This window comes from Formivibrio sp. oc-25 (assembly GCF_055810895.1).
This window is the reverse complement of the sequence record NZ_JBVVOL010000033.1, coordinates 1-23,569: the sequence shown is the minus strand read 5'-3', so window position 1 is coordinate 23,569 and position 23,569 is coordinate 1. Positions and strand designations below refer to the sequence as shown.

Genomic DNA, 23,569 nt, shown 5'->3' with positions numbered 1-23,569 from the left:
ACGAACAGATAGCGGGCGACTTCTTCGGTCACGCCCAGGTTCGAGTTGAACCCGTAGCGCAAGACCACGTTGATGAAGACCAGCACCGCCATCAGACCAATGGTGGCTACCATCAGACCGCGCAAAAGGCGGTTTGCGAACGTAAGTAACTGCATGTTCTCCTCCTAGTACATTTTGAGTTCAGGATTCGGTTCGTCTGCAGAAAGCTGGGATAACGTCAGGGTTCAAACCAGTCGCTGTTGCGCGTGGCAATCGATGCGAAGGTAAGATTCAACTCCTTCAGATGATGTTGTACGGCCAGGCGGGCGGCTTGCGCATCTTGCGCCTTGATTGCCTGAAAAATCGCCTGGTGCTGCATAAGCAGAACGGATAACGGCGATTCATTGGCCAAGCTCAGATAGCGCACCCGATCCATATTGGCCTTGATGTGCTGCAGCATTTGCCAGGCACTGGCGCAATCAATGGCCTGCGCCAGTGCGTCGTGAAAAGCATCATCGAACACCAGGAAGCGTTCGCGATTTTGCTTGCGCACTTCCTCTTCCTGCGCCTGCAGATTGCACTCCAGCGCTTCAAGTACCGGTTTGGCCAGCCCGCCAGCGGCCTTTTCAACCACGGCAAGCTCGATCGCCTCGCGGATAAAACGGCCATCTGCCACGCGTTTGGCCGAGATCCGGCGCACAAACGTGCCCCGTTGCGGCAACACCTGAATCAAGCCATCCTGGCTCAGCTTGATCAATGCTTCGCGCACGGGCTGACGGGAAATGCCAAAACGTTCGGATAGTTCCTTTTCCGACAGCTTTGCCCCCGGCAGCAACTGGCAGGCAATGATGTCCTGGCGCACCGCCTGATAGATCTGCTGACTGACAGGCAGATAAGTAAGGGGCGTACGAACGATCGGCGATAGTGTCATGGGGTTAACCATGCTCGCTGCAGATTCATGTTGTCGCACAGCCCCATTCATGCTCAGGCACTCCGCCCTGCCAGCGCCAGCACTTCGGCCCAGACGCCATCATCGGCCACGATACCGTTGGCCAGATGATCCTTGCGGGTGCGAATCACCGATTCACCCGGATAACGCACTTCGCGGCTGCCTTCTGCCGGTGTGGATGAGTTCACATAATCGGCCACGCCATCGGCAACATGGTTGGTGAACTCTTCCCCGCCCAATTGGCGCGGATCGATCAGGATGAAAATCTGGGAACAGCCGGTGCAACTGCCACGCTGGATCTTGTCGATGTCGTTGGTTGCCAGCCCTTCGGACAACACAGCAGCCAGTGTATCGAGCAGGATCGAGAAACTGGAGCCTTTCCAGTAGCCCATCGGCAGGATGCGCATGGATTCCTCGATTGGGCCCGGCTCGGCGGTCAGATTGCCATCTTTGTCGAAACCGCCAGGGAATGGCAATTGCTCACCCTTGAGACGGGTAACCTGCAGCTTGCCGTAGGAATATTGCGACATCGCCATATCCAGCACGATATGGCCTTTTTGACGTGGTACGGCCATCACGAACGGGTTGTTGCCCAGACGCGGATTCTTGCCACCCCAGGCCGGCATGCACGATTCAGTATTGGTCCAGCTGATGGTGATAAAGCCTTTGTCGGCGGCATGCCAGCCGTACGCACCACCGCGCATCCAGTGCGTGGTATTGCGCAGCGCGACAATACCAACTCCCTGCTCTGCCGCCATGGCCATCGCGCGCTCCGTGGCGTGGTAAGCATTCAGGATGCCGGGGCCGCAATGGCCATCGTAGATTTCGATCACACCCAGCTTCTTCACCAGCTCAGGCTTGCCATCCAGATTGACCCAGCCACGCTTCACGTAGTCGACAAAACGTGCCACCCGATTCAGGCCATGCGAATAGACGCCGTCGCAACTGGATTCGGTATGCGTACGCGCACAGATATTGGCATCGTGCTCGTTCATGCCTGCGCGCATAAAGGCTTCTGCCACAACTGCCTGCATGGTTTCAAAGGGGATACGTGCCATGTGTTTGCTCCATTGATTTCAAATATACCGCCCAACAATCGTCCGATCCCAATCTGAAATTGTCAGACAATTAAAAACAAGGCCAATAGTATACTAGTATTATGTAGCCGTAAATAACCCGCTACACAATAATTTTGTCCGAAGGAAGCTGTTGCTGACCTGCGATTTTGAACCGACAACCAAGACTCACTATAGAAACAAAATGGCCCATCCGGGCCATCTACTGGTCGGCCTGATCATGCCCGTTGCGCATGCCATTGGCCATCGGTTCAGTTTTGACTGGAAGATCAATCAATTGCCGTACAGGCCATGGTTCTTGGTGCTGACTGCTGCCTTGATCTTGTTGCTGACACGTTTGACGGAACTGCGCACCACCAGCTTGCCGCTCAAAAGCAGGGTACGAAACGGTACTTCCGGCCGCGTCACCCGCAACTGCAGCAAGCGCAGCGCCTCCTCCCCCAACTCATCCCGCGGGACATGCACGGCGGTAAGTGGCACATCATGGATTTCTGCCAGATTGAATCCATCCATGCTCATGATGGAAATATCACCCGGCACCGACAGCCCCAGAGTCATCAACGCCTCATGGGCACCAACGGCAATAAAATCGCCCCCCGCCAGAATTGCCGTCGGATATTGATCGCGTGTCAGGTTTTTGAAAAATGTCGTCAACGCCTCGCGTGCTTCGTCCGTGCCAAAGCCGGAGGTAGAAATCAGGTGACGGCTGTCATCGAACTCCATATTGTGGGTCGCGAAGGCTTGCTTGATCCCGTTCAGCCGACGAACCATGGTCTGGCGGCGCAGGCAGATAATGGTCAGGATATCGCGGTGCCCGTGCTCGATAAGATAGTTTGCCGAGAAATCGCCAATCAGGCGGTGATCCGGCAAAACACCATCCAGCCGCATGCTACGGTCAATGCTATTGATCAGCACGCAGGGCTTGCCAATATCAGCGGCCAGCTCATGCACGCGTGGATCATCAATGCCGATGATCAAGGCCGTTTCACAGGACGGATCGCTGATCCGTTTCAGAAACAATGGAATATCGCTGTCATACTCATCGATCGGGCAATAACTGATGCGGATTTCCTGATCCGCCACGGCACTGCGGATGCCCTGCAAAACCTTGTAGTAAAAGATGTCAGTGCGCACATCAAAGGCACGAGGCGGTGCAAAAACAGTGACGTTGTTGAACAGCAAGCGCCCCACCGACATATCTGTCAGCACGCCGTTCAATCGGGCACATTCCAGCACGCGTTGCTTGGCTTCGGTGCTCGTATTGGATTTGCCAGCCAGAACGCGGGAAACCGTGCTGATCGAGACCCCGGTCTGCCTGGCAATTTCCTTGATCTTGAGCTTTCCGGTCATGACTATATTCCCCGTACCGATTGACGTTCCCGCAGCGCACAAGCCAGTTCGATGCGGCGCGGCAGCGTAATGTTGCCGGAAATCATCTCCTGCATTAACTCCAGTGCAGTCGATCCCATTTCGCTGACCGGCAGATGGATGGTGGTCAACGGGGGATCCATGTACTCGGCAAACGGCAGGTCATCCATGCCAACGATGGAGAAATCGGCCGGCACACGGCAGCCCAGATTCATGAGGCCGCGGATGGCGCCGGTCGCCAGACTGTCACCGGCACACAGGATGGCGGAAAACGCCTCCCGGTTATCGCGGATGCGCGCCATTACGGCCTGTTCGGCCAGTTCCGGCAACCAGTCGTTCACGGCGATGGTCAGGGCGTCGGGAACCGGCAAGCCATACTGACTGAATGCTTCTCGCCATCCCTCCTGACGCTGCTCGATAGTGCGGCGACCCGGACACATCAGAAAAGCAATCTTGCGATGCCCTTGTCGCAGCAGGTAATCGGTTGCCAGCCGTGCAGCCGAGCGGTTGCATGGCAGCACGCTGGATAGCCGCATCAGCGGGTCATCGCTGTTGACCAGCACCACCGGCTTGCTGAACCTGGCAGCGGCATCGAGGATCTGCGGGTCATCCACGGTCAGGAAAATCACGCCGGAAACCGATGCATCCTGTTCCAGATCGATGATCCTGGCGATACCGGCATCGGCAATCGGCTCGATGACGATTTCGATCCCCATCATCTCGGCACGTTTTTTCAGCCCTTCCAGCACATACCAGGTGAACTGGCTGCGGGCATAATCGACCATCGCCGCACGCGATGTCGCCAGCACCACCTTGCTGCCACCGATCTCGATCGGCACCGCATAGCGCAGCGCGCGCGCCACATCCTGCACCGATTGCCTCAGTTCCTGACTAACCCCTTTTTCGCCGGACAATGCGCGGGAAACCGTGCTGACCGATACGCCGCAGCGTTTGGCAATGTCTTCCAGGCGTGCGCGACGCGGGGCTACATCACCTGTCTCGTCACTCTGCGTGGCGGTGTGTTTTGCAGTGTTTTTTTTCATGTCATCAAGCCGAAATGGCGGGCTGGTACTCACTGAGTTTGATTGTACCGCAAACACATTTTGCGCAAATTATTTTCGTGTTGCGCAATTTTGTAACGGATGCCTAGAATGCTACGAATTCAAGATTGTTCTGAGAGCCTGTTCAAAGTCTTAGCGAGAGGTCCTCAGCGGGGTGAAGAGCAGCGCATGAGCTCTGATCAAGGCCTCGCAGCAAGACTATGAACAGGTTCTGGCATTTTTAAACTGATAAGGCGTTCTACGATGACTCAAGCAAACACTCTGCAGGCACAACTCGATCTGCTGATCCACGGCATTACCGGGCTCAAGGATACCGGCCGCTTCAACGAACCGAATCTGGACGGCACGCCTGGCGATTACATCTCGTTCGATAGCTGGGAGTGGCCGCAAGGCGTGGGCCTGTTTGGTCTGGTGAAGTTGTGGCAAGCCACGGGCCGCGACGATCTGCGCCAGTTGCTGGAAAGCTGGTTTGAAAAGCGCATTGCCGCCGGTCTGCCCAAGCTCAACATCAACACCACCGCACCGATGCTGCCGCTGTCGATGCTGTGGGCACAGACGCGTGATCCGCGCTGGCAGCCGGTGCTGGATGCCTGGGCCGATGACGTGATGACCAAGCTGCCGCGTACGCCGGAAATGGCGTTCCAGCACGTGGTATCCGATGGCGTCAACGACAACGAAGTCTGGGATGACACGCTCTTCATGGTGGCGCTGTTCCTGGCCAGCTACGGCAAGGCCTCGGGCCGGCAGGAACTGGTGGAAGAATCGATCCGCCAATTCCTCGTGCATGCGCGCTACCTGACTGATACCGAAACCGGCCTGTGGTTCCACGGCTGGGCCTTCAATGGCCGCCACAACTTCGCCCGTGCACGCTGGGCGCGCGGCAATGCCTGGATCACCGCCGGCATCCTGGAATTCATCGAACTGGCCGGCTTGGAAGGCGGCCTGCGCGATTTCTTCCTCGGCTGCTTCGAATCGCAGGTGGAATCGCTGGTGCGCATGCAGGCCCCGAGCGGCGCCTGGCATACCCTGCTCGACGATCCGACCTCGTATGAGGAAATTTCCGCTACCGCCGGCTTCGGCTATGGCCTGCTCAAAGCTGCCCGCATGGGGCTGGGTCGCCCGGAATGGCAGGAGGCCGGTCTGCGCGCGCTGCAAGCCGTACGCAACAACATCGATGCTTCCGGCACCGTGCTGAATGTGTCCTACGGTACACGCATGGGCCGTGATCTGCAGTTCTACAAAGATATCCCGATCCAGCCGACCGCCTACGGCCAGGCGCTGGCCATGCTGTGCCTGGTGGAAGCCTCGCAACACCAGATCGACTGACAGGGGGAACAGGGATGGAATCGCTTCACTGCGGCGCTCCGCAAGACATTGCCCGCTACAACACGACGGAGTTGCGCGCGCATTTTCTGCTATCGAACCTGTTCCCGTCGGATCAGGTCCGCATGGTCTATTGCTATGAAGACCGCATGATCGTCGGCGGCTGCTCTCCCGCTGCCACCCCGCTGCAGATCGGCGATGGCAGCGACATCGGCACGCCGTATCTGTTATCGGCACGCGAGATGGGCGTGGCCAATATCGGCGGCGCCGGCAAGATCACGGTCGATGGCGAGGTCTTTGTGCTGGCCAACCGCGAAGTGCTGTATATCGGCCGGGGTGCGCAAAACATCGAATTCGCCAGCGACGATCCGGCCCAACCGGCACGCTTCTACCTGAATTCGGTTCAGGCTGGCGTGAGCCACCCGCACCGGCTGATCCGGCGCGATGAGGCCAAGCCGCTGCATCTGGGCGAGACCCGCCGCAGCAATGTGCGCAATCTGGCAATGTACATCCATCCGGAAGTCGCACCTTCCTGCCTGTTGATGATGGGCATTACCGAGGTCGAGCCGGGCAGCGCCTGGAACACCATGCCGCCGCACCTGCATGAGCGGCGCATGGAGGCCTACCTCTACTTCGATATTGCACCCGACGATCGGGTCATCCACCTGATGGGGCCGCCGGAAGAAACCCGCCATCTGGTCGTGGCCAATCAGGAAGTGGTGATTTCGCCATCCTGGTCGATCCACATGGGCGCAGGCTCGGGCCCGTATGCCTTCATCTGGGGCATGACCGGTGAAAACCAGCAATACACCGATGTGTCGCCACTGAGCATGGCCGATCTTCTCTGAATCCGGGAACAACCATGAATACCTTTGCTACCGATACCCAATTCCGCAAGATTGCCTTGCAGCCTGGCCAGGCGATCCGCCATTGGCAGCTTTCCGCCATCACCGAGGAACGTTATGACGTGGCACCGCGGCCGATGCAGGGCGAGATGGACCCATTCTTCTTCCTGACCAAGCACAAGAACTTCATCCCGCACGAATATCCGTGCCGTACCGAATTCGCCCAGGCTTTCCGCGGCCAGCATCCAGTGCCGCTCAGCACGTTTGAACCGGTGCGCTGGTGGCATCCGTTTGGCTCCAGCCGCATCGACCTTTCCGGTTTCTGGTTCCGCCCGACCCGCGTTGCCGCCTGGGCCCGGACCGCGCTGGATGCCGCACAGGCCGGCGAAGCCACGCTGAAGATTTCCACCTGCGGGGGCGCCATCCTGCAGGTGAACGGGGAAGAAGTGCTATGGAGCGCCAGCTACCAGCGCAATCTGGAAGAATCGTTCGAAGTCACGGTCACGCTGCAGCAGGGCTTGAACGAAATCCGCGTGTACTTCGACGATCTGGCCGAGCGCGATGCGCGCTATTTTTTCCAGCTCGACTATCTCTCCGGTGTACCGGCCAGTGTGGCGCTGCCGGTGCCGATTGCGCCGGAACTCGCGGGCCAAATGGAGGCGCTGCTCGATGATGCCGCGTTCGACCAGCCGGCCTACACCGAAGGCGAGATCGCCATCGTACTGCCGTTTGCCGCACCGGCCGATCTGGATGTGACGACTGTCGTGAAGGGCGATTTCATCTCGCTCGAATCGATCACCTTGCAAGCACGTCTGCAGGCAGGCCAGACCAGCTTGGTCATCGCCCGCGTGGATGATATTCCCGCCGATTTCCGCCATTTCAACCTGACGCTGCGCAGCGGTGATTTCCACATCTCGCGCGTACTCGGCGTCGAAATCTACCCGGAACAGCGCCAGGGCAAGGCGCCGGCAACGCTGCCGGCCCGGATCGAGGAAGCGCTGGCTGCGGTATCGGAGCACAGCGAGCGCAGCAGCGTGCGTGCGCTGGCGCGTCTGGCCAGTGGCCGTGCGAGTGCCGAGACCGATGCGATGATTGCGGAAACGCTGGAGGCGGTGAACGATTGCCACGATTGCGCCGATTTCACGCTGGTGCCGCTGCTGTGGTGCCGCATGGCTTATGGCGACCAGATCGGCGCGGCGGTGCGTGCCAGACTGGATGAGGCGATTCTGAATTTCCGCTACTGGATGGATGAACCGGGCAACGATGTGCAATGGTATTTCTCGGAAAACCATGCCCTGCTGTTCCACACTGCCGCGCATCTGGCCGGCACCTTGTTCCCGGATGCCACGTTTGTACGCTCGCAGCGCTCCGGGCGCGAGCAGGCCGAAGTCGGTCGCCAACGCATTGCCAGCTGGCTCGATCATTTCGAAGTATGCGAGATGGCCGAATGGAATTCGGTGCCGTACTTCCCGATCGACCTCAAGGGTCTGACCGCGCTGGCCGGTTTGTCATCTGATGCAAGCATTCGCCAGCGTGCCACCGCCGCCATCCAGCGCCTGATCGAACTGGTTGCGCGCTCGGCACATCAGGGCGTGATGACCGCCTCGCAGGGGCGCTCGTACGAACATACCCTGCGTGCCGCACGTACGTTGGAATTGTCCGGCATCGCTCGCCTGATCTGGGGTGTGGGCGGCTATGGTGGCCGGTTCCATGCCCTGCCACAGATGGCAATCCTGCTGCGCGATCACGGCCTGCACATCCCGGCGGAACTGGCCGACATCGCACTATATCAAGGCGACAAGGCGCTGGAGTGGTGCTACGCCCAGGGCGCCAACCGTATCGCCAAGCTGTATCACTACAAGACCCGCCACGCCGCGATGGGCTCGATCGCTGCGTATCGCTGGAATGAGTGGGGCTATCAGGAAACTCCGCTGCACCTGCGTCTGGGCAACAAGCCCGAAGCACAACTGTGGATCAACCATCCGGGCGAAACCATCCAGTTCGGCTATGGCCGCCCATCCTACTGGGGTGGCTGCGGCACACTGCCGCGCGTCCACCAATATCGCGCATTGGCCATCGTGGACTTCAACGCGCACCCGGATCAGCCGGATTTCACCCATGCCTGGCTGCCGCTCAACGAGTTCGATGAGGTCAGCCTGCAGGAACGCCAGATCGGCATCCGCTCAGGTGAAGCCATGGCCGTGGTGCTGGGCAGCCAGACGTTCGAGCCGGTAACAAGCGGCCCGACCCGCCATTGCGAAGTCCGCCTGCCAGGGCACAAAGGCCGCTGGATCGTGCGGTTCGACGATCAAGCCACGGGCGCTGGCCTGGGCGATTTTGTGGAACGTTTCGGTGCCATCTCGGTTCAGGAACAGGAGGGCGATCTGATCGTTGCCGATCCTGTTTATGGAACTATTGTGTTCCGTGCCAATGGTGTGATCGAAGCAGAAGGGCGCCGGCTGGATCCTGCCGACTGGAGCATCAAGGGAACATCAACCAAGCTGGGGTGCTGAACAAAAACGGCACGGTCTGTTGCGTACTGATCTAAGGTGAAACCACCCCCAGCGCCGGATCACTCAATAGATCAGTACGCACCACCGCCGATCAATGGAATGAAAATATTTTCACACGAGCAACTATCTGTAATAAATACATAAAGGAGCAAAAAAAACATAACAAACATCATGCATGAGAATTTTTGCAGAATTTATTGTTGATGAACCCAATCTTCACAGGTAATTTTTACGTACCCAGCAACCGGGGACTACAAACAACCCTTGTGCTTTGGAACAGATGGGCCAACTGGCCCAGATACTGATTTATCAAAATTCAGGAGGATTAGAAATGAAGGCTAAACATCTTGGTTTGCTGGCAGGCTTGGCTCTTGCATTCGGCACATCATCCGTATTTGCCGTAGAAAAAATGCGCTTGGCACACAGCCTGCCGGAAGATCACGCCGTTCACAAGGCCATGGTCAAGTTTGCTGACCTGGTGAAGGAACGCTCCAAAGGCGACGTTGAAATCTCGATCTTCCCGAATGGCGTGCTGGGTGGCGAGCGTGAAACGCTTGAGCAGGTGCAGAACGGTGCGGTAGATATGACCAAGGCCAGCGCTTCCCCGCTGGAAACATTCTCCCCAGATTTCAAGGTCTTCAACCTGCCATTTGTATTCCGTGACAAGGATCACTTCTTCAAGGTACTGGAAGGCTCGGTAGGCGAAACCATTCTCGCTTCCTCCAAGAAGGCCGGCTTCATCGGTCTGGCTTACTATGATTCTGGCGCCCGTAGCTTCTACGCCAAGAAGGCCATCAACACGCCGGACGACCTGAAAGGCGTGAAGATCCGTGTACAGCAAAGCCCGACCACCATCAAGATGATCCAGACCCTGGGTGCCACACCTACCCCGATGCCCTATGGCGAAGTGTATTCCGCCTTGCAAATGGGCGTGGTTGACGGTGCGGAAAACAACGTAACGGCGCTGACCAATGGTCGTCACGGCGAAGTGGCCAAGTTCTACTCCATGACCGAACACCAGATGGTTCCGGACGTGCTGATCATTTCTGCCGCGCGCTGGGATTCCCTGAAAAAGCCGCAGCAGGACATCATCAAGCAGGCCGCAATGGATTCCTACAAGCTGCAAAAGCAACTCTGGGCGGACTTTGAAAAGACCGAGGCTGCCAAGGCTGAAAAACTCGGTGTGAAGTTTGTTAAGCCGAACAAGCAGGCCTTCATTGCCAAGGCCAAGCCGATGATCGATGAAGAACGCAAGAACGCGAACATCGCCAAACTGCTCGACCAGATCGCCGCAGTGAAGTAATCCTGTCTGGACCAAAGGCTGCCCGCAAGTCGGGCAGCCATTCGAGGTATCGCAATGAATTTCCTGTTTGGTTTGAAGCGAGTGGTTGACCGGCTACTGGAAACTGCGCTGGTTCTACTGTTCTTCACGCTATTTTCCTGCGTGATCATCGGGGTTTTCACCCGTTACGTAATGAACGATCCGGCAATCTTTTCTGAAGAAGCCTCACGTTTCGCAATCATTTGGCTCAGTCTGCTCGGTACCGCCTACGCTTGCGGCCGCCTGGAGCATATGGCCTACACCATGCTGCCCGAAAAGCTGCAGGGCGAGAAACTGCAGGCCCACATGCGCTCGGTCGCGCTTATCGTGCTGCTCTTCGCGTCGACCGTCATGTTTTATGGTGGTGGCAAGCTGGTGATGCGCACGTTCCAATATGAGCAACTTTCCGCCACTTTGGCCCTGCCCATGGGCTATGTCTACCTCTGCATTCCAATTAGTGGTGCATTGGCCGTGTTCTACCAGATCCTGATTTTGCTGAAGCCGTCGAACTTCCAGACCGTCGATGAAGTTCAGGTCGCGCTGGATCATTTGGCAGAAGAAGAACGCAAACTGGCGCATGAAAACGAGGCCTTGTACAAAGCTGAAATCGATACGACTGAAATCGACAGCGCCAAGGGGAAATAACCATGTTTGAACTTACTATCCTCGGCATCGCGTTTACCGTGCTGCTGTTCTATGGCGTGCCAGTCAGCTTCTGTATCGGCATTGCCACCTTGCTGGCGCTGTTCAACGTCACGCCCGACATGACCACCGCATTCGTGGTTTCCGCCCAGCGTATGACCGCCAGCTTGGATAGCTTTACACTGGTTGCGATTCCGCTATTTATTTTGGCAGGCGCCATGATGAATACGGGCGGCATTGCACTTCGGCTCGTGGACTTAGCCAAGGTCGTCGTAGGCTGGTTACCAGGCTCCATGGCGCATATCACCTGCGTAGCCAATGCCCTGTTCGGCGCGATTTCCGGTTCCGCATCGGCTAGTTGTGCCGCGGTCGGTTCATCGATGTCGCCGCTGCAACGCAAGGCTGGCTATAACATGCCATTCTGCGCCGCAGTCAATGTGGCATCCTCGCCGTGCGGCCTGCTGATTCCGCCATCCGGTGCCCTGATCGTCTATTCGCTGATTTCCGGCGGCACCCCGGTCGACGTATTGTTCGTCGCTGGTTATATCCCCGGCATCATCATGGCCGCGGCGGTCATGGTCTGGATCGCATGGAAAGCACGCAAGGGCGACCTGCCACAAGAGGTTTACCACTATACAGCAGCCGAAGCCGTCAAGATCACCCTGCGTGCGCTCCCATCCCTGCTGCTGATCATCATCATCATGGGCGGCATCATCGGCGGCATCTTCACGGCCACCGAGGCCGCCGGCGTGGCCGCGCTTTATACCTTTGTTCTTGGCAAATTCGTCTATAAAAGCCTGAGCTGGAAGTCGCTCGCCAAGAGCACGCTGGATGCTGCTGTCGGCACCGCCGTGGTGATGCTGATGGTTGGCGTATCGATGACCATGTCCTGGCTATTGGCCAGCACCGGCTCGGCAAAGATGCTGGCCGATGCCATCATCAACTTCTCCAGCAATCCATATGTGTTGATGATGTTGTTCAACGTGGCGCTGCTGCTGCTCGGCACGTTCCTGGACATCACCCCGGGCCTGTTGATCTTTACACCGATCTTCCTGCCTGTGGCCATGAAGCTGGGTATTTCACCCGTTCACTTCGGCATCATCATTACCTACAACCTGTGCATCGGGGTTGCCACCCCGCCGGTAGGTAGCACCTTGTTCATCTCGGCGCGGGTTGCCAATGTATCACTGAGCTTGCTTACCAAGCCGCTACTACCGATGTTCGTACTGGAAATCATCGGCCTCTTCCTGGTCACCTACATTCCGGCGTTGTCACTCTGGTTGCCGGAAGTGGTGCTCGGCAAGGTGGGCTAATTTCCCGTTTTAATAATCTATTTTAATTCCTAATATTTTTTGCCACTGTCCCGAGGACTGATCCTCCTCTCGGTCCTCGGGATAGCAAGGCAAATCCCTTATTGAATCAGGCCAAACGGAACTGAGGGGAACGTTTTGCCTTGGAGAACTGAAAATGTTAAAGCCAACGATGTCGAATAACCCGGTTTTCACCCTCGCGGAAAACGCAGGTAACAAGCTGACCCTGACCAGCGCAGAAGGTCATGTCGCGCATATCTTTGTCCTGGAGCAGGACATGGTGCGCGTCATGCTGCTACCCCTGGGCGAGCTGCGTTTCCCGCGCACCTGGGCCATTGCCCCCGGTGCCGAAGATATTGCCTATGACGGCCGTGACCGTTTTGATCTTTCCGGCTTTGCGCTGCCGCAATTCAAGCTGGAACAAACTGCTGAGACCCTGTGCCTGAGCACCGAGAGCATCCGCCTGACTATCCAGCTCACCGGTTTCTATTGCCATTGGGAAACACTGGTTGATGGCGTCTGGCAAAAAGCCGCCAGCGACCGCTACACCCAGAGCTACAACTTTGGTTGGTGGGATAGCAAGGTCTATCACTACCTCAAGCGTGAAGCCGACGAAATGTATTTCGGCCTGGGCGAGCGTGCTGGCGAAGCCAACCGCATGGGCCAGAGCTATCGCATGTGCAACGTCGACCCGATGGGCTACAACGCACGGACTACCGATCCGCTGTACAAGCACATCCCGTTCTACCTGACCTACAAGAAGACCGGCAAGGTGACCTTCGGTCTGTTCTACGACACGCTGGCCGATTGCACCTTCAACATGGGCAAGGAGCTCGACAACTACCATGGTCACTATCGCTACTTCGTGGCTGACCATGGCGATCTCGATTACTACTTCATCGCTGGCAACACTCCGGCCGACGTGACCCGCCGCTATACCTGGCTGACCGGCCGCCCTGCGTTCACGCCGAAGTGGGGCATGGGTTATTCCGGTTCGACCATGACCTACACCGATGCGCCCGACGCCCAGGAGCGCATGAACGAATTTCTCGATGGCTGCAAGAAGCACGACATCCTGTGCGATTCGTTCCACCTGTCGTCTGGCTACACCTCGATCGGCCCGAAACGCTACGTCTTCAACTGGAACCGCGACAAATTCCCGGATCCGAAGGCGTTCGTGCACCACTACCTCGATCATGGCGTGAAGCTGTGCCCGAACATCAAGCCTTGCTTGCTGAAGGACCACCCGCGCTTTGAGGAAGCCCAATCTGAGGGCCTGTTCGTACACGATGAAGATGGCACCCCAACCCAGGTGCAATTCTGGGATGAGACCGGCGCCTACCTCGATTTCACCAATCCGAAGACCTTCAACTGGTGGAAAGCACGCGTGACCGATGCCCTGCTGGAATACGGCATGGCCTCGACCTGGAACGATAACAACGAATTTGAAATCTGGAGCGAAAAGCCGCTGGTGCATGGTTTCGGCAAGCCCTTCCGTGCCGCAGAAGCCAAGCCGCTGCATACGCTCTTGATGATCAAGGCATCGAGCGAAGCCCAGCGCGCCTATGAACCGGCCAAGCGCCCGTTCCTGATCTCGCGCGCCGGAGCTGCGGGCATGCAGCGCTATGTGCAGACCTGGTCCGGCGACAACTACACCAGCTGGGAAACCCTGCGCTACAACGTGAAGATGGCCATGGGCCTGGCCTTGTCCGGCGTATCCAACACTGGTCACGATATCGGCGGCTTCTCCGGCCCGGCACCGGAACCGGAACTGTTCCTGCGCTGGGTGCAGCACGGCATCTTCCTGCCGCGCTTCTCGATCCACTCCTGGAACGATGACAAGAGTGTCAACGAGCCGTGGATGTATCCGGAAATCACGCCGTTCATCCGCGATCTGATCAAGCTGCGCTATCGCTTTATCCCCTACATCTACGACCTGCTGTGGCGCTCGCACACCAACTATGAGCCGATGATCCGTCCGACGTTCTACGACTTCCCGCAGGATGCGCGTTGCTATGATGAGAACGACGACATGATGCTGGGCGGCAAGCTGCTGGTGGCCTCGGTGGTCGAACCCGGCCAGCGTGAGCGCGTCGTCTACCTCCCGCAAGGTTGCAACTGGGTGGATTACTGGAGCGGCATGCGTTTTGAAGGCAGCCAAGCCATCACGCTGGCAGCACCGTGGGATCGCCCGCCGCTGCTGGTGCGCGAAAGCAGCATCCTGCCGCTGAACATCGCCGAGCAGCATTTTGCCCAGCCGGCCGATGAGCGCGCCTTTGCCATCTTCCCGCCCGCAGGCGCTGCAGAGTTCAGTGATGAATTCTTCGAGGATGATGGCGACAGCGAAGGCTACCGCCAGCAGCAGTACGGCCTGTGGCAAATCGCGGTCAAGGCGGCAACCGACAGCCTGGATATCCAGGTAACCGCCGCCGGCAACTGCCCGCCCGCAGCACGCGAAATCACCCTACTGCTACCGCTGCAGGAAACCCGTGCACTGGGTTGTGGCACTGCCCGCATCCTGTCGGATTGCCTGGGCAGCCAATGGCGCGAAGTGAAAATCGCTCTGGCATAAAGTAATAAAAAACCGAGGTGTACCAAGCCGACCGGCCCGAACGATTCGGGCCGGCATCACTCAACCGAGAAGAGGTAGCTGCACATGAAAAAAGTCATGATCTCTCCATCCAAGTATGTTCAGGGCGAAAACGAACTGAGCAATCTGGGTGAATACGTTGCCGCGTTCGGCAGCAAAGCCCTGCTGGTCTCCTCAACCGATGACGAAGGTCGCGTTCGCGCACAACTCGATACCGCGGTATCTCGTGCTGCTTTCACCCTGACCTCCGCCGGTTTCAACCTGGAATGCAGCTGGGCAGAAATCAAGCGCATCAAGGCATTGGCCGATGAACAAAGTGCCGATGTCATCATCGGCCTGGGGGGCGGCAAATCGCTCGATACCGCCAAGGCTGTCGCGCATCTGGCCAACAAGCCGGTGATCATTGTGCCGACCATCGCCTCGACCGATGCACCGTGCAGTGCACTGGCCGTGATCTACACCGAACACGGTGAATTCGAAGAATATTTCTTCTTCCGCAACAACCCCAATCTGGTTCTTGTCGATACCGCCATCATTGCCAAGGCGCCGGTACGCTTCCTGGTAGCCGGCATGGGCGATGCGCTTTCGACCTGGGTTGAAGCCCGTGCCTGCGCCAAATCGTTCGCCAAGAACGCCTCGCACGGCCACAGCACCATGGCGGCCAATGCGATCGCCAAGCTTTGCTATGAAACCCTGTTCGAAGATTCGCTCAAGGCCAAGGCCGCCTGCGAAGCCGGCGTGGTCACCCAGGCACTCGAAAACATCATCGAAGCCAATATCCTGCTCTCGGGCCTCGGGTTCGAGAGTTCCGGCCTGGCTGCGTGCCATTCGATCCACAACGGCCTGACCGTGCTGGAAGAAACCCACAAGTTCTTCCACGGCGAAAAAGTGGCTTTCGGCGTTATCGTCCAGCTCGTATTGGAAAATGCCCCGCAGGAAGAACTCGATCGCACCATCAAGTATTGCCAATCCGTTGGCCTGCCGACCTGCCTGGCCGATCTGAGCGTGACCGAAGTGACGCCCGAGAAGATCATGAAGGTTGCCATCGGCGCGACTGCCGAAGGTGAAACCATCCACAACATGCCATTCCCGGTCACCGCCGACATGGTTTGTGCCGCCATCCTTGCCGCTGACAAGCTGGGAGCCCATTGATGAAAAAACTGATCAACAAGGTCGAAGATATCGTTGTCGAAATGTGCGAAGGCATGGTCAAGGCTCATCCCGAGCATCTGGCCTTTAATGCCAAGCACAAGATCCTGAGCCGCAAGCAGCTCAACAAGAACAAGGTCAGCCTGATCTCTGGCGGTGGCAGCGGCCACGAACCGGCGCATGGCGGCTTTGTCGGCAAGGGCATGCTCGATGCCGCCGTGTGTGGCGATATCTTTGCCTCGCCTTCGACCATCCAGGTCTACAACAGCATCCTGCAGACCGAGTCGGACAAGGGCACGCTCCTGATCATCAAGAACTATTCCGGCGATTGCATGAACTTCGATGCCGCTGCCGAGATGGCCGAGGAAGACGACGACATCAAGGTAGCGCGCGTCTACGTCAACGATGACGTGGCGGTGAAGGATAGCCTCTATACCGTTGGCCGCCGTGGCGTAGCCGGTACGATCTTTGTGCACAAGATCGCCGGTGCTGCCGCCGAGGAAGGCCGTGATCTGGCAGGCGTGAAGGCGGTGGCCGAGAAGGTCATCGCCAATGTGCGCAGCCTCGGTTTTGCCTTCACCTCCTGCACCGTACCTGCCAAGGGCTCGCCGACCTTCAAGATCGCCGATGACGAAATCGAATTCGGTGTCGGCATCCACGGTGAGCCGGGCATTGCCCGCGAAAAGATGCAAAGTGCTAGCGAACTGGCCTACCGTATGGTCGAAGCAATTGCCGCAGATCTTCCATACGTGGCGGGGAATGAAGTGGCCTTGATGGTCAACGGCTTGGGCAACACGCCGCTGCAGGAACTGTATCTGCTCAACAACTCGGTGACCCAGGAACTGGAAGCGCGCGAGCTGAAGATCTACCGTACCTTTGTCGGCAATTACATGACTTCGATTGATATGGCCGGCGCCTCGGTCACGCTCTTGAAGCTGGACGACGAACTCAAGGCATTGCTGGATGCCCCGGCCGATACACCGGCACTGAAAGTATAAGGAACACGCATGAGCACCATCCGTAAAGAAAACGTTATCAACACCGTTGCCGCCATGTGCGACATCATCATCGAAAATGAAGTCCCGTTCTGCGAGCTGGATTCCGTGGCCGGTGATGGTGACTTCGGCATGTCGCTGGCCAAGGGCTTCAAGCAGGTCAAGGCCGAATGGAATGATCTGGAAACCGACGATATCGGTGCCTTCCTCAAATCCTGCGGCATGATCATCACCGAACACTGCGGCGGCGCTTCCGGCCCGATCTGGGGTTCGGCCTTCCGTGGCATGGGCAAATATGCCCAGGATAAATCCGAGCTGAACCTGACCGAGCTGGCCGAGATGCTGCAATCGGCCATCGATGCCATCCAGAAGCGCGGTGGCGCCAAGCTGGGAGACAAAACCCTGCTCGATGCCCTGATTCCGCTGGTGGAATCGATCAAGGCCAGCGCAGCCAGCCAGTCTGCCTTGTTGCCGGCATTCCAGGCTGCCGCGCAAGCCGCAGTGGACGGTGCGGAAAAAACCAAGCTGATCAGCGCCAGCAAAGGCCGCGCAAGCTATGTGGGCGAACGCAGTGTGAATTTCCCCGATGCCGGTGCAACAGCAATTGGCGTGATTGCCACCAGGCTCCTGGCCTGCTAAAACACCCCTGTTGGCCCGTACTGCTCATCCGGTACGGGCCATGGGTATCACCGCGACATTCCCTCGCGCATCCCGATCATTCACAACAACGCAAAAACCGGAAGGAGAGACCGTGGCTGCCCCCAAATTCGTTATCGGCAACTGGAAAATGAATGGCTCGCTGCAGGCTAACGCAGCGCTTGTCAGTGCACTTCGTGCTGAATTGCCGCAGCTCGATGCAGCGGTTTCGATGGTGGTTACACCACCCTACCCTTATCTGGCACAAGTGAGTGAACTGCTCGCAGGCAGTGACATTGGCTTGGCGGCACAGGATGCCTCACAGCACAAATCCGGTGCCTATACCGGCGATGTGGCGTGCGGCATGCTCAAGGATTTCGGCACGCAATACGTTCTGCTCGGACATTCGGAGCGCCGTGGCTACCACGCCGAGAATGATGCGCTGATCGCACAAAAGATTCGGGCCGTGCTGGATGCCGGAATGACGCCGGTTTTCTGCATCGGCGAAACCCGCGAAGAACGCGAGGCAGGGGAAACCTGGACGGTGCTCCTGCACCAGCTGGATGCGACCTTCGACCTGATCACGCTTGGTCGCGACAAGCTGATTCTGGCGTATGAGCCGCGCTGGGCCATCGGCACCGGTGTTTCTGCCACGCCGGAAATGATCGAAGAGGTTCATGGCTTCCTGCGCAAATATCTGGTCGCCAAGCATGCACAGGCCGGTGAGGATACGCCCATCCTGTACGGCGGCAGTATGAACGGCAGCAATGCCGCCAGCATTTCCACCATCGCCAATGTCGACGGAGGATTGATCGGGTCCGCATCATTGAAAGCAGAAGAGTTTGTCGCGATTTACCGCGCCGTATTGGCCGCGTAAATATTCTGACAGATATTCGACATTCTGATCATTAAGAATTAGTCGTAATAGCGATTCAAAATCGCATCATTGCCTTCATGCATGAAATTGCCTGGTTTTATTAAAATCAGGCAATTCGTTTTCAGGCAGGAATTCGTTACATTTTCACATCCTGTCTATAATTGACTTCGTTCATTTTGTTTTTTAGTATCACCACGTTCAGTTGAACACCCTCCAAAGGGGAGTAGCTTTCGGTCTTCTCAAGATCGAGATGTAGTCGTCAATACGGAAATTCATTTCCCGGCTATATCGGGCATTGCCAATGCCTTAGCAAGACCTTTGCCGTGCCGGATCCCCGGGGCAATTGTCTTGCGTCCCATATCCTGCGCCTGAGGTTAACAATTGCCAAAGGACATTGTCATGGATATAGCTTCCATCTTCAGCATGCATTTTCTCTCCGCGCTTCTCTCGATTGTTGTTATTGATCTGGTACTCGCTGGCGACAACGCCATCGTTATCGCACTGGCCGCACGCAACCTGCCAGCCCATCTGCAGAAAAAAGCCATTGTCTGGGGTACGTTTGGTGCCATTGCCGTACGCTCACTGATGACCATCATTGTTGTCTGGCTGCTGAAAATCCCGGGGCTGATGCTCGCAGGGGGTCTGGCGCTGGTCTGGATTGCCTATAAATTGCTGGCTGAAAATGAAGATGGTGAATCCGAGCATAAAGGTGGCAGCACGTTCTGGGATGCCATCAAGACCATTGTGATTGCGGATGCAGTCATGGGCCTGGACAATGTTCTCGGCGTGGCCGGCGCTGCGCACGGCAACTTCCTGCTGGTGGTACTCGGACTGCTGATCAGCATTCCTGTTGTCGTCTGGGGCAGTACGCTGGTGCTGAAACTGGTCGAGCGCTATCCGGCCATCATCTATATCGGCTCTGGTGTTTTGGCCTATACCGCAGCCAAAATGATCACCAGCGAAAACCTGCTCAAACCGCTGGTGGCAGCACACCCCGCGCTCATCGTGATCGCCTACGTCATGTCATTCGGCATCGTTCTGGGTGGCGGCCACTATATGCGCATCCGTACCGCCAACGCATAAACATCAGCCATTACCAGCGACGCCAAGCTTCCTGAAGTGCCGCACATGCCTTGCGCATGCGCGGCATTTTCTTTTTTACACACCCGATATCGGCACATTGCCTGCCAAAGTGGCACGCCCCACAAACACAACATATTGATATACTAGACAACACGAACACAACATGATGTGATTTGCAGCAAAAAAACATCCTTTGATCCAAAGCAAATTTTCGTATCGAAAAATGCAAAAATTGCACCCACAAGCAGAAACGAATCCTCTACATTAGCCAGCCATAACCTCGGAAGGTGCCTGCGCAATGGGCACCTTTCGTTTTGTAAAAAAACCGGCAGCCACTGCCTCGAGCCGGTCAACAGGAGATCACGATGCTGAAAGTCACCAAGCGCGATGGCGCCGTTGTGGAGTATGACGGAACCAAGATTGCCAAGGCGTGCGAGCGTGCCGCCCGTGCCGCCCACCATCCCGCGCCGAGCGAACTGGCACTCAGCATCGCACTCAAGGTTGAACAGCAATGCCGAACGCACGACCAGGCCACGCTCGATATCCCGACCATTCAGGAAATGGTTGAAGATGCCTTGATGAAGGATTATCCGGAAGTCGCCCGGATCTATATTGAATACCGCCATGATCGCGATGTGATCCGTACCCGCGGCTCGGCCCTGCATGCCAAGCTGATGGGTCTGGTGCACAAGACCGATGTCGAAGCTACCACGGAGAATGCCAACAAGGATGCCAATGTCTTCCCGGTCATGCGCGACCTGATGGCCGGTATCGTCTCCAAGCAGTTCGCCAGCAACTTCCTGCCCAAGGATATCCTGGAGGCGCACAACAGCGGTGACATCCATTTCCATGATATGGATTACTCGCCTTTCCTGCCGTTTACCAACTGCTGCCTGGTTGACCTGAAAGGCATGCTCGACAAGGGTTTCCGCCTGGGCAATGCCAAGATCGAAAGCCCGCGCTCGATTGGCGTGGCCTGCGCCGTGACTTCACAGATCATCGCGCAGGTAGCCAGCCATCAATATGGCGGTACGACCATCCCGAATATCGATCAGACGCTCGCGCCGTTCGTGCAGAAAACCTATGAAAAGAACCTTGAGGTTGCCCGCGAATACGGCATCGCCGAGGCGGAAAAATACGCGCGCGAACGTACCGAAAAAGAAACCTACGATGGCATGCAGGCGTGCGAATACGAAATCAACACGCTGTTCAGCTCGAATGGTCAGCAGCCATTTGTGACCTTCTCGTTCGGCATGGGAACGAGCTGGCAGGAACGCGCCATTCAGCGTGCCATCCTGCAGATCCGCATCAAGGGTCTGGGCCGTGATGGTATTACGCCGGTTTTCCCCAAGCTGGTGATGTTCCTGGAAGAAGGCATCAACCTGCGTCCGCAGGATCCGAATTACGACATCAAGCAACTGGCGCTGGAATGCACGTCCAAGCGCATGTACCCGGACATCATCTCCACCAAGCTCAACCGCCAAATTACCGGTTCAAGCATTCCGGTATCGCCAATGGGCTGCCGCAGTTTCCTGTCGGCATGGCGCGATGAAAACGGCAAGGAAGTGCTGGATGGGCGCAACAACCTTGGCGTGGTCAGCCTGAACCTGCCGCGTATCGCGATCGAATCGCGTGGGGATCTGGCCCGCTTTGATGAGCTGTTCGAAGCACGCCTGCAGATGTGCTTCAAGGCGCTGATGTGCCGCATCCATCGCCTGGAAGGCGTCAAGGCCAATGTTGCCCCGATTTTGTACTCGGAAGGCGCGTTTGGCCGCCGGCTTGCCCCGCATGACGAGATCATGTCGCTCTTTAAAAATGGCCGCGCCTCGATCTCGCTCGGCTATATCGGTCTGCATGAAGTCGGCCTGCTGATGTTTGGTCAGCACCCCTACGATGATGCTGAGTGCAAGCAATTCCTGCACAACCTGATCAAGCGCCTGAATGCCGCGACCAAACAGTGGCAGAAAGAAACCGGGCTTGCCTTTTCGCTGTACTCCACGCCGAGCGAATCGCTCTGCCACCGTTTCTGCAAATTGGATCAGGAACGTTTTGGCAAAATTGATCAGGTCACCGACAAGGGCTACTACACCAACTCTTTCCACCTGGATGTATTTCGCAAGGTCAACCCGTTCGAGAAAATCGACTTCGAGGCCGGCTTTGCCCAGGATGCCAGCGGCGGCCATATCAGCTACGTGGAACTGCCCAATATGCGCCACAACCTGAAGGCGCTGGAACAGATCTGGGATTACGCCGTGGAACACGTGCCTTACTTCGGCACCAACACACCGGTGGATTCGTGCGGCAAGTGCGGTTTCATGGGCGAAACCCGCGCCTCCGAAGAAGGTTATACCTGCCCGCAGTGCGGCAATAACGATAGCGCATCGCTCTCCGTCACCCGCCGGGTGTGCGGCTATCTGGGCAGCCCGAACGCACGTCCGTTCAATGCCGGCAAGCAGAAGGAAATGATGCGGCGGGTCAAGCATTACGGCGCGGCCACCCTCTAGCAGCGTCCTGGCAGCATGAACTACGATCGAATCTATACCTGCGATCTGGTCAACGGTGAAGGCATCCGGGTTACCCTGTTCGTAACCGGATGCCTGCACGCCTGCCCGGGCTGCTACAACCGCTCCACCTGGGATCGCAAAAGCGGCCAGCCCTTCACCGCAGAAGTCCGGGAAAAACTGCTGGATGCCTGCGCCAGCCATGACGGGCTCAGCCTGAGTGGCGGCGACCCCCTGCATCCGCACAACCGCCCCGCCATTCTCGAACTCTGCCAGGCCTTCAAGCAGCGCTACCCGGACAAGGATATCTGGCTGTGGACCGGCTACCTTTACGAGGAAGTCGCGGATCTTGATATCATGCGCTGGGTGGATGTGGTGATCGATGGCAAGTTCGAACAGGATAATCCCACCACCGAACCCTGGCGCGGCTCGGCCAATCAGCGCCTGATTGTTCTTCAGAAATAAGCTGAAACCCCTTTATTTCCGGTTGCGATGCAAGACATGAAAAACATTCTTCCGCTCTGGGCCCACCCATGGCTCGAAGTCATCACCATTGGGATGCAGATTGCGCTGATCATTCTGCTTGCCATGTTGCTGCGCGCATTGCTGCACCGCTTCATTCGCCGAGTAGGAGGAGAAGGCAAGCTGCCGCTGGACTTGATCATCGGCAGCAGTCGCCTGTCCAGCTTCCTGATCGCAGGAGGTGCGCTACTGCTGATTCTGGATCGGCTGGGCGTATCCGGCACCGTGATCTGGACGGCATTCACCGGCTTTGCCACGGTCGCATCCATTGCCTTCTTTGCTGCATGGAGCGTGCTTTCCAATATTTTCTGCTCGGTACTGATTTACACCACCCGCCCATTCCGCCTGCATGACCACATCGAAATTCTGGAAAACGGCGACAAACCCGGACTGGGCGGCCAGGTCATCGATATCAACCTGATTTACACCACCTTGCAGGAAAACACGCCAAGCGGTCCCTGTTTGCTGCAAGTACCCAACAGCCTGTTCTTTCAGCGCATGGTCAGACTGAAGGCTGGAAATATCGATGCATCTCCCCAGATTTGAAAATACCTGACACGCCTCCCAATCCGGCGATGACCATGTAATCGATATCGATCAGCAAAAAAACAAAGAGGCCCTGAATGGGCCTCTTGCATATCTGCATGCTGAATCAGTTTCCACGAAAACACCAAGTTATAGTAATGACGGGGAACCTCGCACTCGGCAACTACTACAGGCAACTAGCCCCCCAAACAGCAGCCACGTTATGGTTTAACAGGGTGGTGAAAAAGGAACGACCCCAATCAAAACGGGGTCTGGCATAGGCTGAGATAATCCCGACAACCCA

The 23,569-nt window shown here is 57.1% G+C and carries 19 protein-coding genes and 1 riboswitch; of the genes, 15 read left to right on the top strand and 4 right to left on the bottom strand.

The genetic code is table 11. From position 1 onward, the window contains the following. Positions 1-217: 217 nt before the first annotated feature. The 4 genes from AC0KVQ_RS14600 to AC0KVQ_RS14585 all read right to left on the bottom strand — a co-directional run bounded on the left by AC0KVQ_RS14600 (position 218) and on the right by AC0KVQ_RS14585 (position 4,415). On the bottom strand, positions 218-910 hold the full coding sequence (locus AC0KVQ_RS14600) for a GntR family transcriptional regulator (RefSeq protein ID WP_473421910.1): 693 nt from the start codon (positions 908-910) through the stop codon (positions 218-220). A gap of 53 nt (positions 911-963) precedes the next feature. Beyond that, positions 964-1,986 carry a 3-dehydro-L-gulonate 2-dehydrogenase gene (gene yiaK / locus AC0KVQ_RS14595; protein ID WP_473421909.1) on the bottom strand — a complete coding sequence of 341 codons (1,023 nt, stop codon included), beginning with the start codon at positions 1,984-1,986 and terminating at the stop codon, positions 964-966. A 291-nt stretch (positions 1,987-2,277) separates the two neighbouring features. Then, complete coding sequence (locus AC0KVQ_RS14590) at positions 2,278-3,354, bottom strand: LacI family DNA-binding transcriptional regulator (protein WP_473421908.1); 1,077 nt, start codon at positions 3,352-3,354, stop codon at positions 2,278-2,280. 2 nt (positions 3,355-3,356) lie between these two features. Beyond that, positions 3,357-4,415 carry a LacI family DNA-binding transcriptional regulator gene (locus AC0KVQ_RS14585; RefSeq protein WP_473421907.1) on the bottom strand — a complete coding sequence of 353 codons (1,059 nt, stop codon included), beginning with the start codon at positions 4,413-4,415 and terminating at the stop codon, positions 3,357-3,359. A 261-nt stretch (positions 4,416-4,676) separates the two neighbouring features. Between AC0KVQ_RS14585 and bglB the strand changes: the two genes are divergently transcribed. From bglB to AC0KVQ_RS14510, 15 genes are all read left to right on the top strand, one after another. After that, complete coding sequence (gene bglB / locus AC0KVQ_RS14580; protein ID WP_473421906.1) at positions 4,677-5,759, top strand: beta-galactosidase BglB; 1,083 nt, start codon at positions 4,677-4,679, stop codon at positions 5,757-5,759. Between the two features lie 14 nt (positions 5,760-5,773). Next, a complete protein-coding gene (gene kduI, locus AC0KVQ_RS14575; RefSeq protein ID WP_473421905.1) occupies positions 5,774-6,604 on the top strand; it encodes a 5-dehydro-4-deoxy-D-glucuronate isomerase in 831 nt (276 codons plus the stop codon). A gap of 14 nt (positions 6,605-6,618) precedes the next feature. Further along, positions 6,619-9,114, top strand: coding sequence for a hypothetical protein (locus AC0KVQ_RS14570; protein ID WP_473421904.1), 2,496 nt, complete (start codon positions 6,619-6,621; stop codon positions 9,112-9,114). Positions 9,115-9,445: 331 nt separating this feature from the next. Further along, on the top strand, positions 9,446-10,417 hold the full coding sequence (locus tag AC0KVQ_RS14565) for a TRAP transporter substrate-binding protein (protein ID WP_473421902.1): 972 nt from the start codon (positions 9,446-9,448) through the stop codon (positions 10,415-10,417). Between the two features lie 54 nt (positions 10,418-10,471). After that, the gene (locus tag AC0KVQ_RS14560; protein WP_473421901.1) at positions 10,472-11,080 is read left to right on the top strand and encodes a TRAP transporter small permease; all 609 of its coding nucleotides are present in this window, start codon (positions 10,472-10,474) and stop codon (positions 11,078-11,080) included. Between the two features lie 2 nt (positions 11,081-11,082). After that, positions 11,083-12,390 carry a TRAP transporter large permease gene (locus AC0KVQ_RS14555; protein WP_473421900.1) on the top strand — a complete coding sequence of 436 codons (1,308 nt, stop codon included), beginning with the start codon at positions 11,083-11,085 and terminating at the stop codon, positions 12,388-12,390. Positions 12,391-12,544: 154 nt separating this feature from the next. After that, the gene (locus AC0KVQ_RS14550) at positions 12,545-14,959 is read left to right on the top strand and encodes a glycoside hydrolase family 31 protein (RefSeq protein ID WP_473421899.1); all 2,415 of its coding nucleotides are present in this window, start codon (positions 12,545-12,547) and stop codon (positions 14,957-14,959) included. Positions 14,960-15,043: 84 nt separating this feature from the next. Next, positions 15,044-16,129 (top strand): glycerol dehydrogenase, encoded by a 1,086-nt coding sequence (locus AC0KVQ_RS14545; RefSeq protein WP_473421898.1) that lies wholly within the window; start codon positions 15,044-15,046, stop codon positions 16,127-16,129. Then, positions 16,129-17,124 (top strand): dihydroxyacetone kinase subunit DhaK, encoded by a 996-nt coding sequence (dhaK, locus tag AC0KVQ_RS14540; RefSeq protein ID WP_473421897.1) that lies wholly within the window; start codon positions 16,129-16,131, stop codon positions 17,122-17,124. The genes AC0KVQ_RS14545 and dhaK overlap by 1 nt, the downstream gene beginning before the upstream one ends. Positions 17,125-17,133: 9 nt before the next feature. Next, complete coding sequence (gene dhaL, locus AC0KVQ_RS14535) at positions 17,134-17,760, top strand: dihydroxyacetone kinase subunit DhaL (protein WP_473421896.1); 627 nt, start codon at positions 17,134-17,136, stop codon at positions 17,758-17,760. Between the two features lie 112 nt (positions 17,761-17,872). After that, positions 17,873-18,634 carry a triose-phosphate isomerase gene (gene tpiA / locus AC0KVQ_RS14530; RefSeq protein WP_473421895.1) on the top strand — a complete coding sequence of 254 codons (762 nt, stop codon included), beginning with the start codon at positions 17,873-17,875 and terminating at the stop codon, positions 18,632-18,634. A gap of 206 nt (positions 18,635-18,840) precedes the next feature. After that, positions 18,841-18,942, top strand: a riboswitch (yybP-ykoY riboswitch). A 91-nt stretch (positions 18,943-19,033) separates the two neighbouring features. Continuing rightward, a complete protein-coding gene (locus AC0KVQ_RS14525) occupies positions 19,034-19,717 on the top strand; it encodes a TerC family protein (RefSeq protein WP_473421894.1) in 684 nt (227 codons plus the stop codon). A 365-nt stretch (positions 19,718-20,082) separates the two neighbouring features. Then, entirely contained in the window at positions 20,083-22,221 is a 2,139-nt protein-coding gene (gene nrdD / locus AC0KVQ_RS14520; protein ID WP_473421893.1) for an anaerobic ribonucleoside-triphosphate reductase, read from the top strand. Between the two features lie 15 nt (positions 22,222-22,236). Then, positions 22,237-22,683 carry an anaerobic ribonucleoside-triphosphate reductase activating protein gene (gene nrdG, locus AC0KVQ_RS14515; RefSeq protein ID WP_473421892.1) on the top strand — a complete coding sequence of 149 codons (447 nt, stop codon included), beginning with the start codon at positions 22,237-22,239 and terminating at the stop codon, positions 22,681-22,683. Positions 22,684-22,719: 36 nt separating this feature from the next. Further along, positions 22,720-23,286, top strand: coding sequence for a mechanosensitive ion channel domain-containing protein (locus tag AC0KVQ_RS14510; protein ID WP_473421891.1), 567 nt, complete (start codon positions 22,720-22,722; stop codon positions 23,284-23,286). Positions 23,287-23,569: the final 283 nt, after the last annotated feature.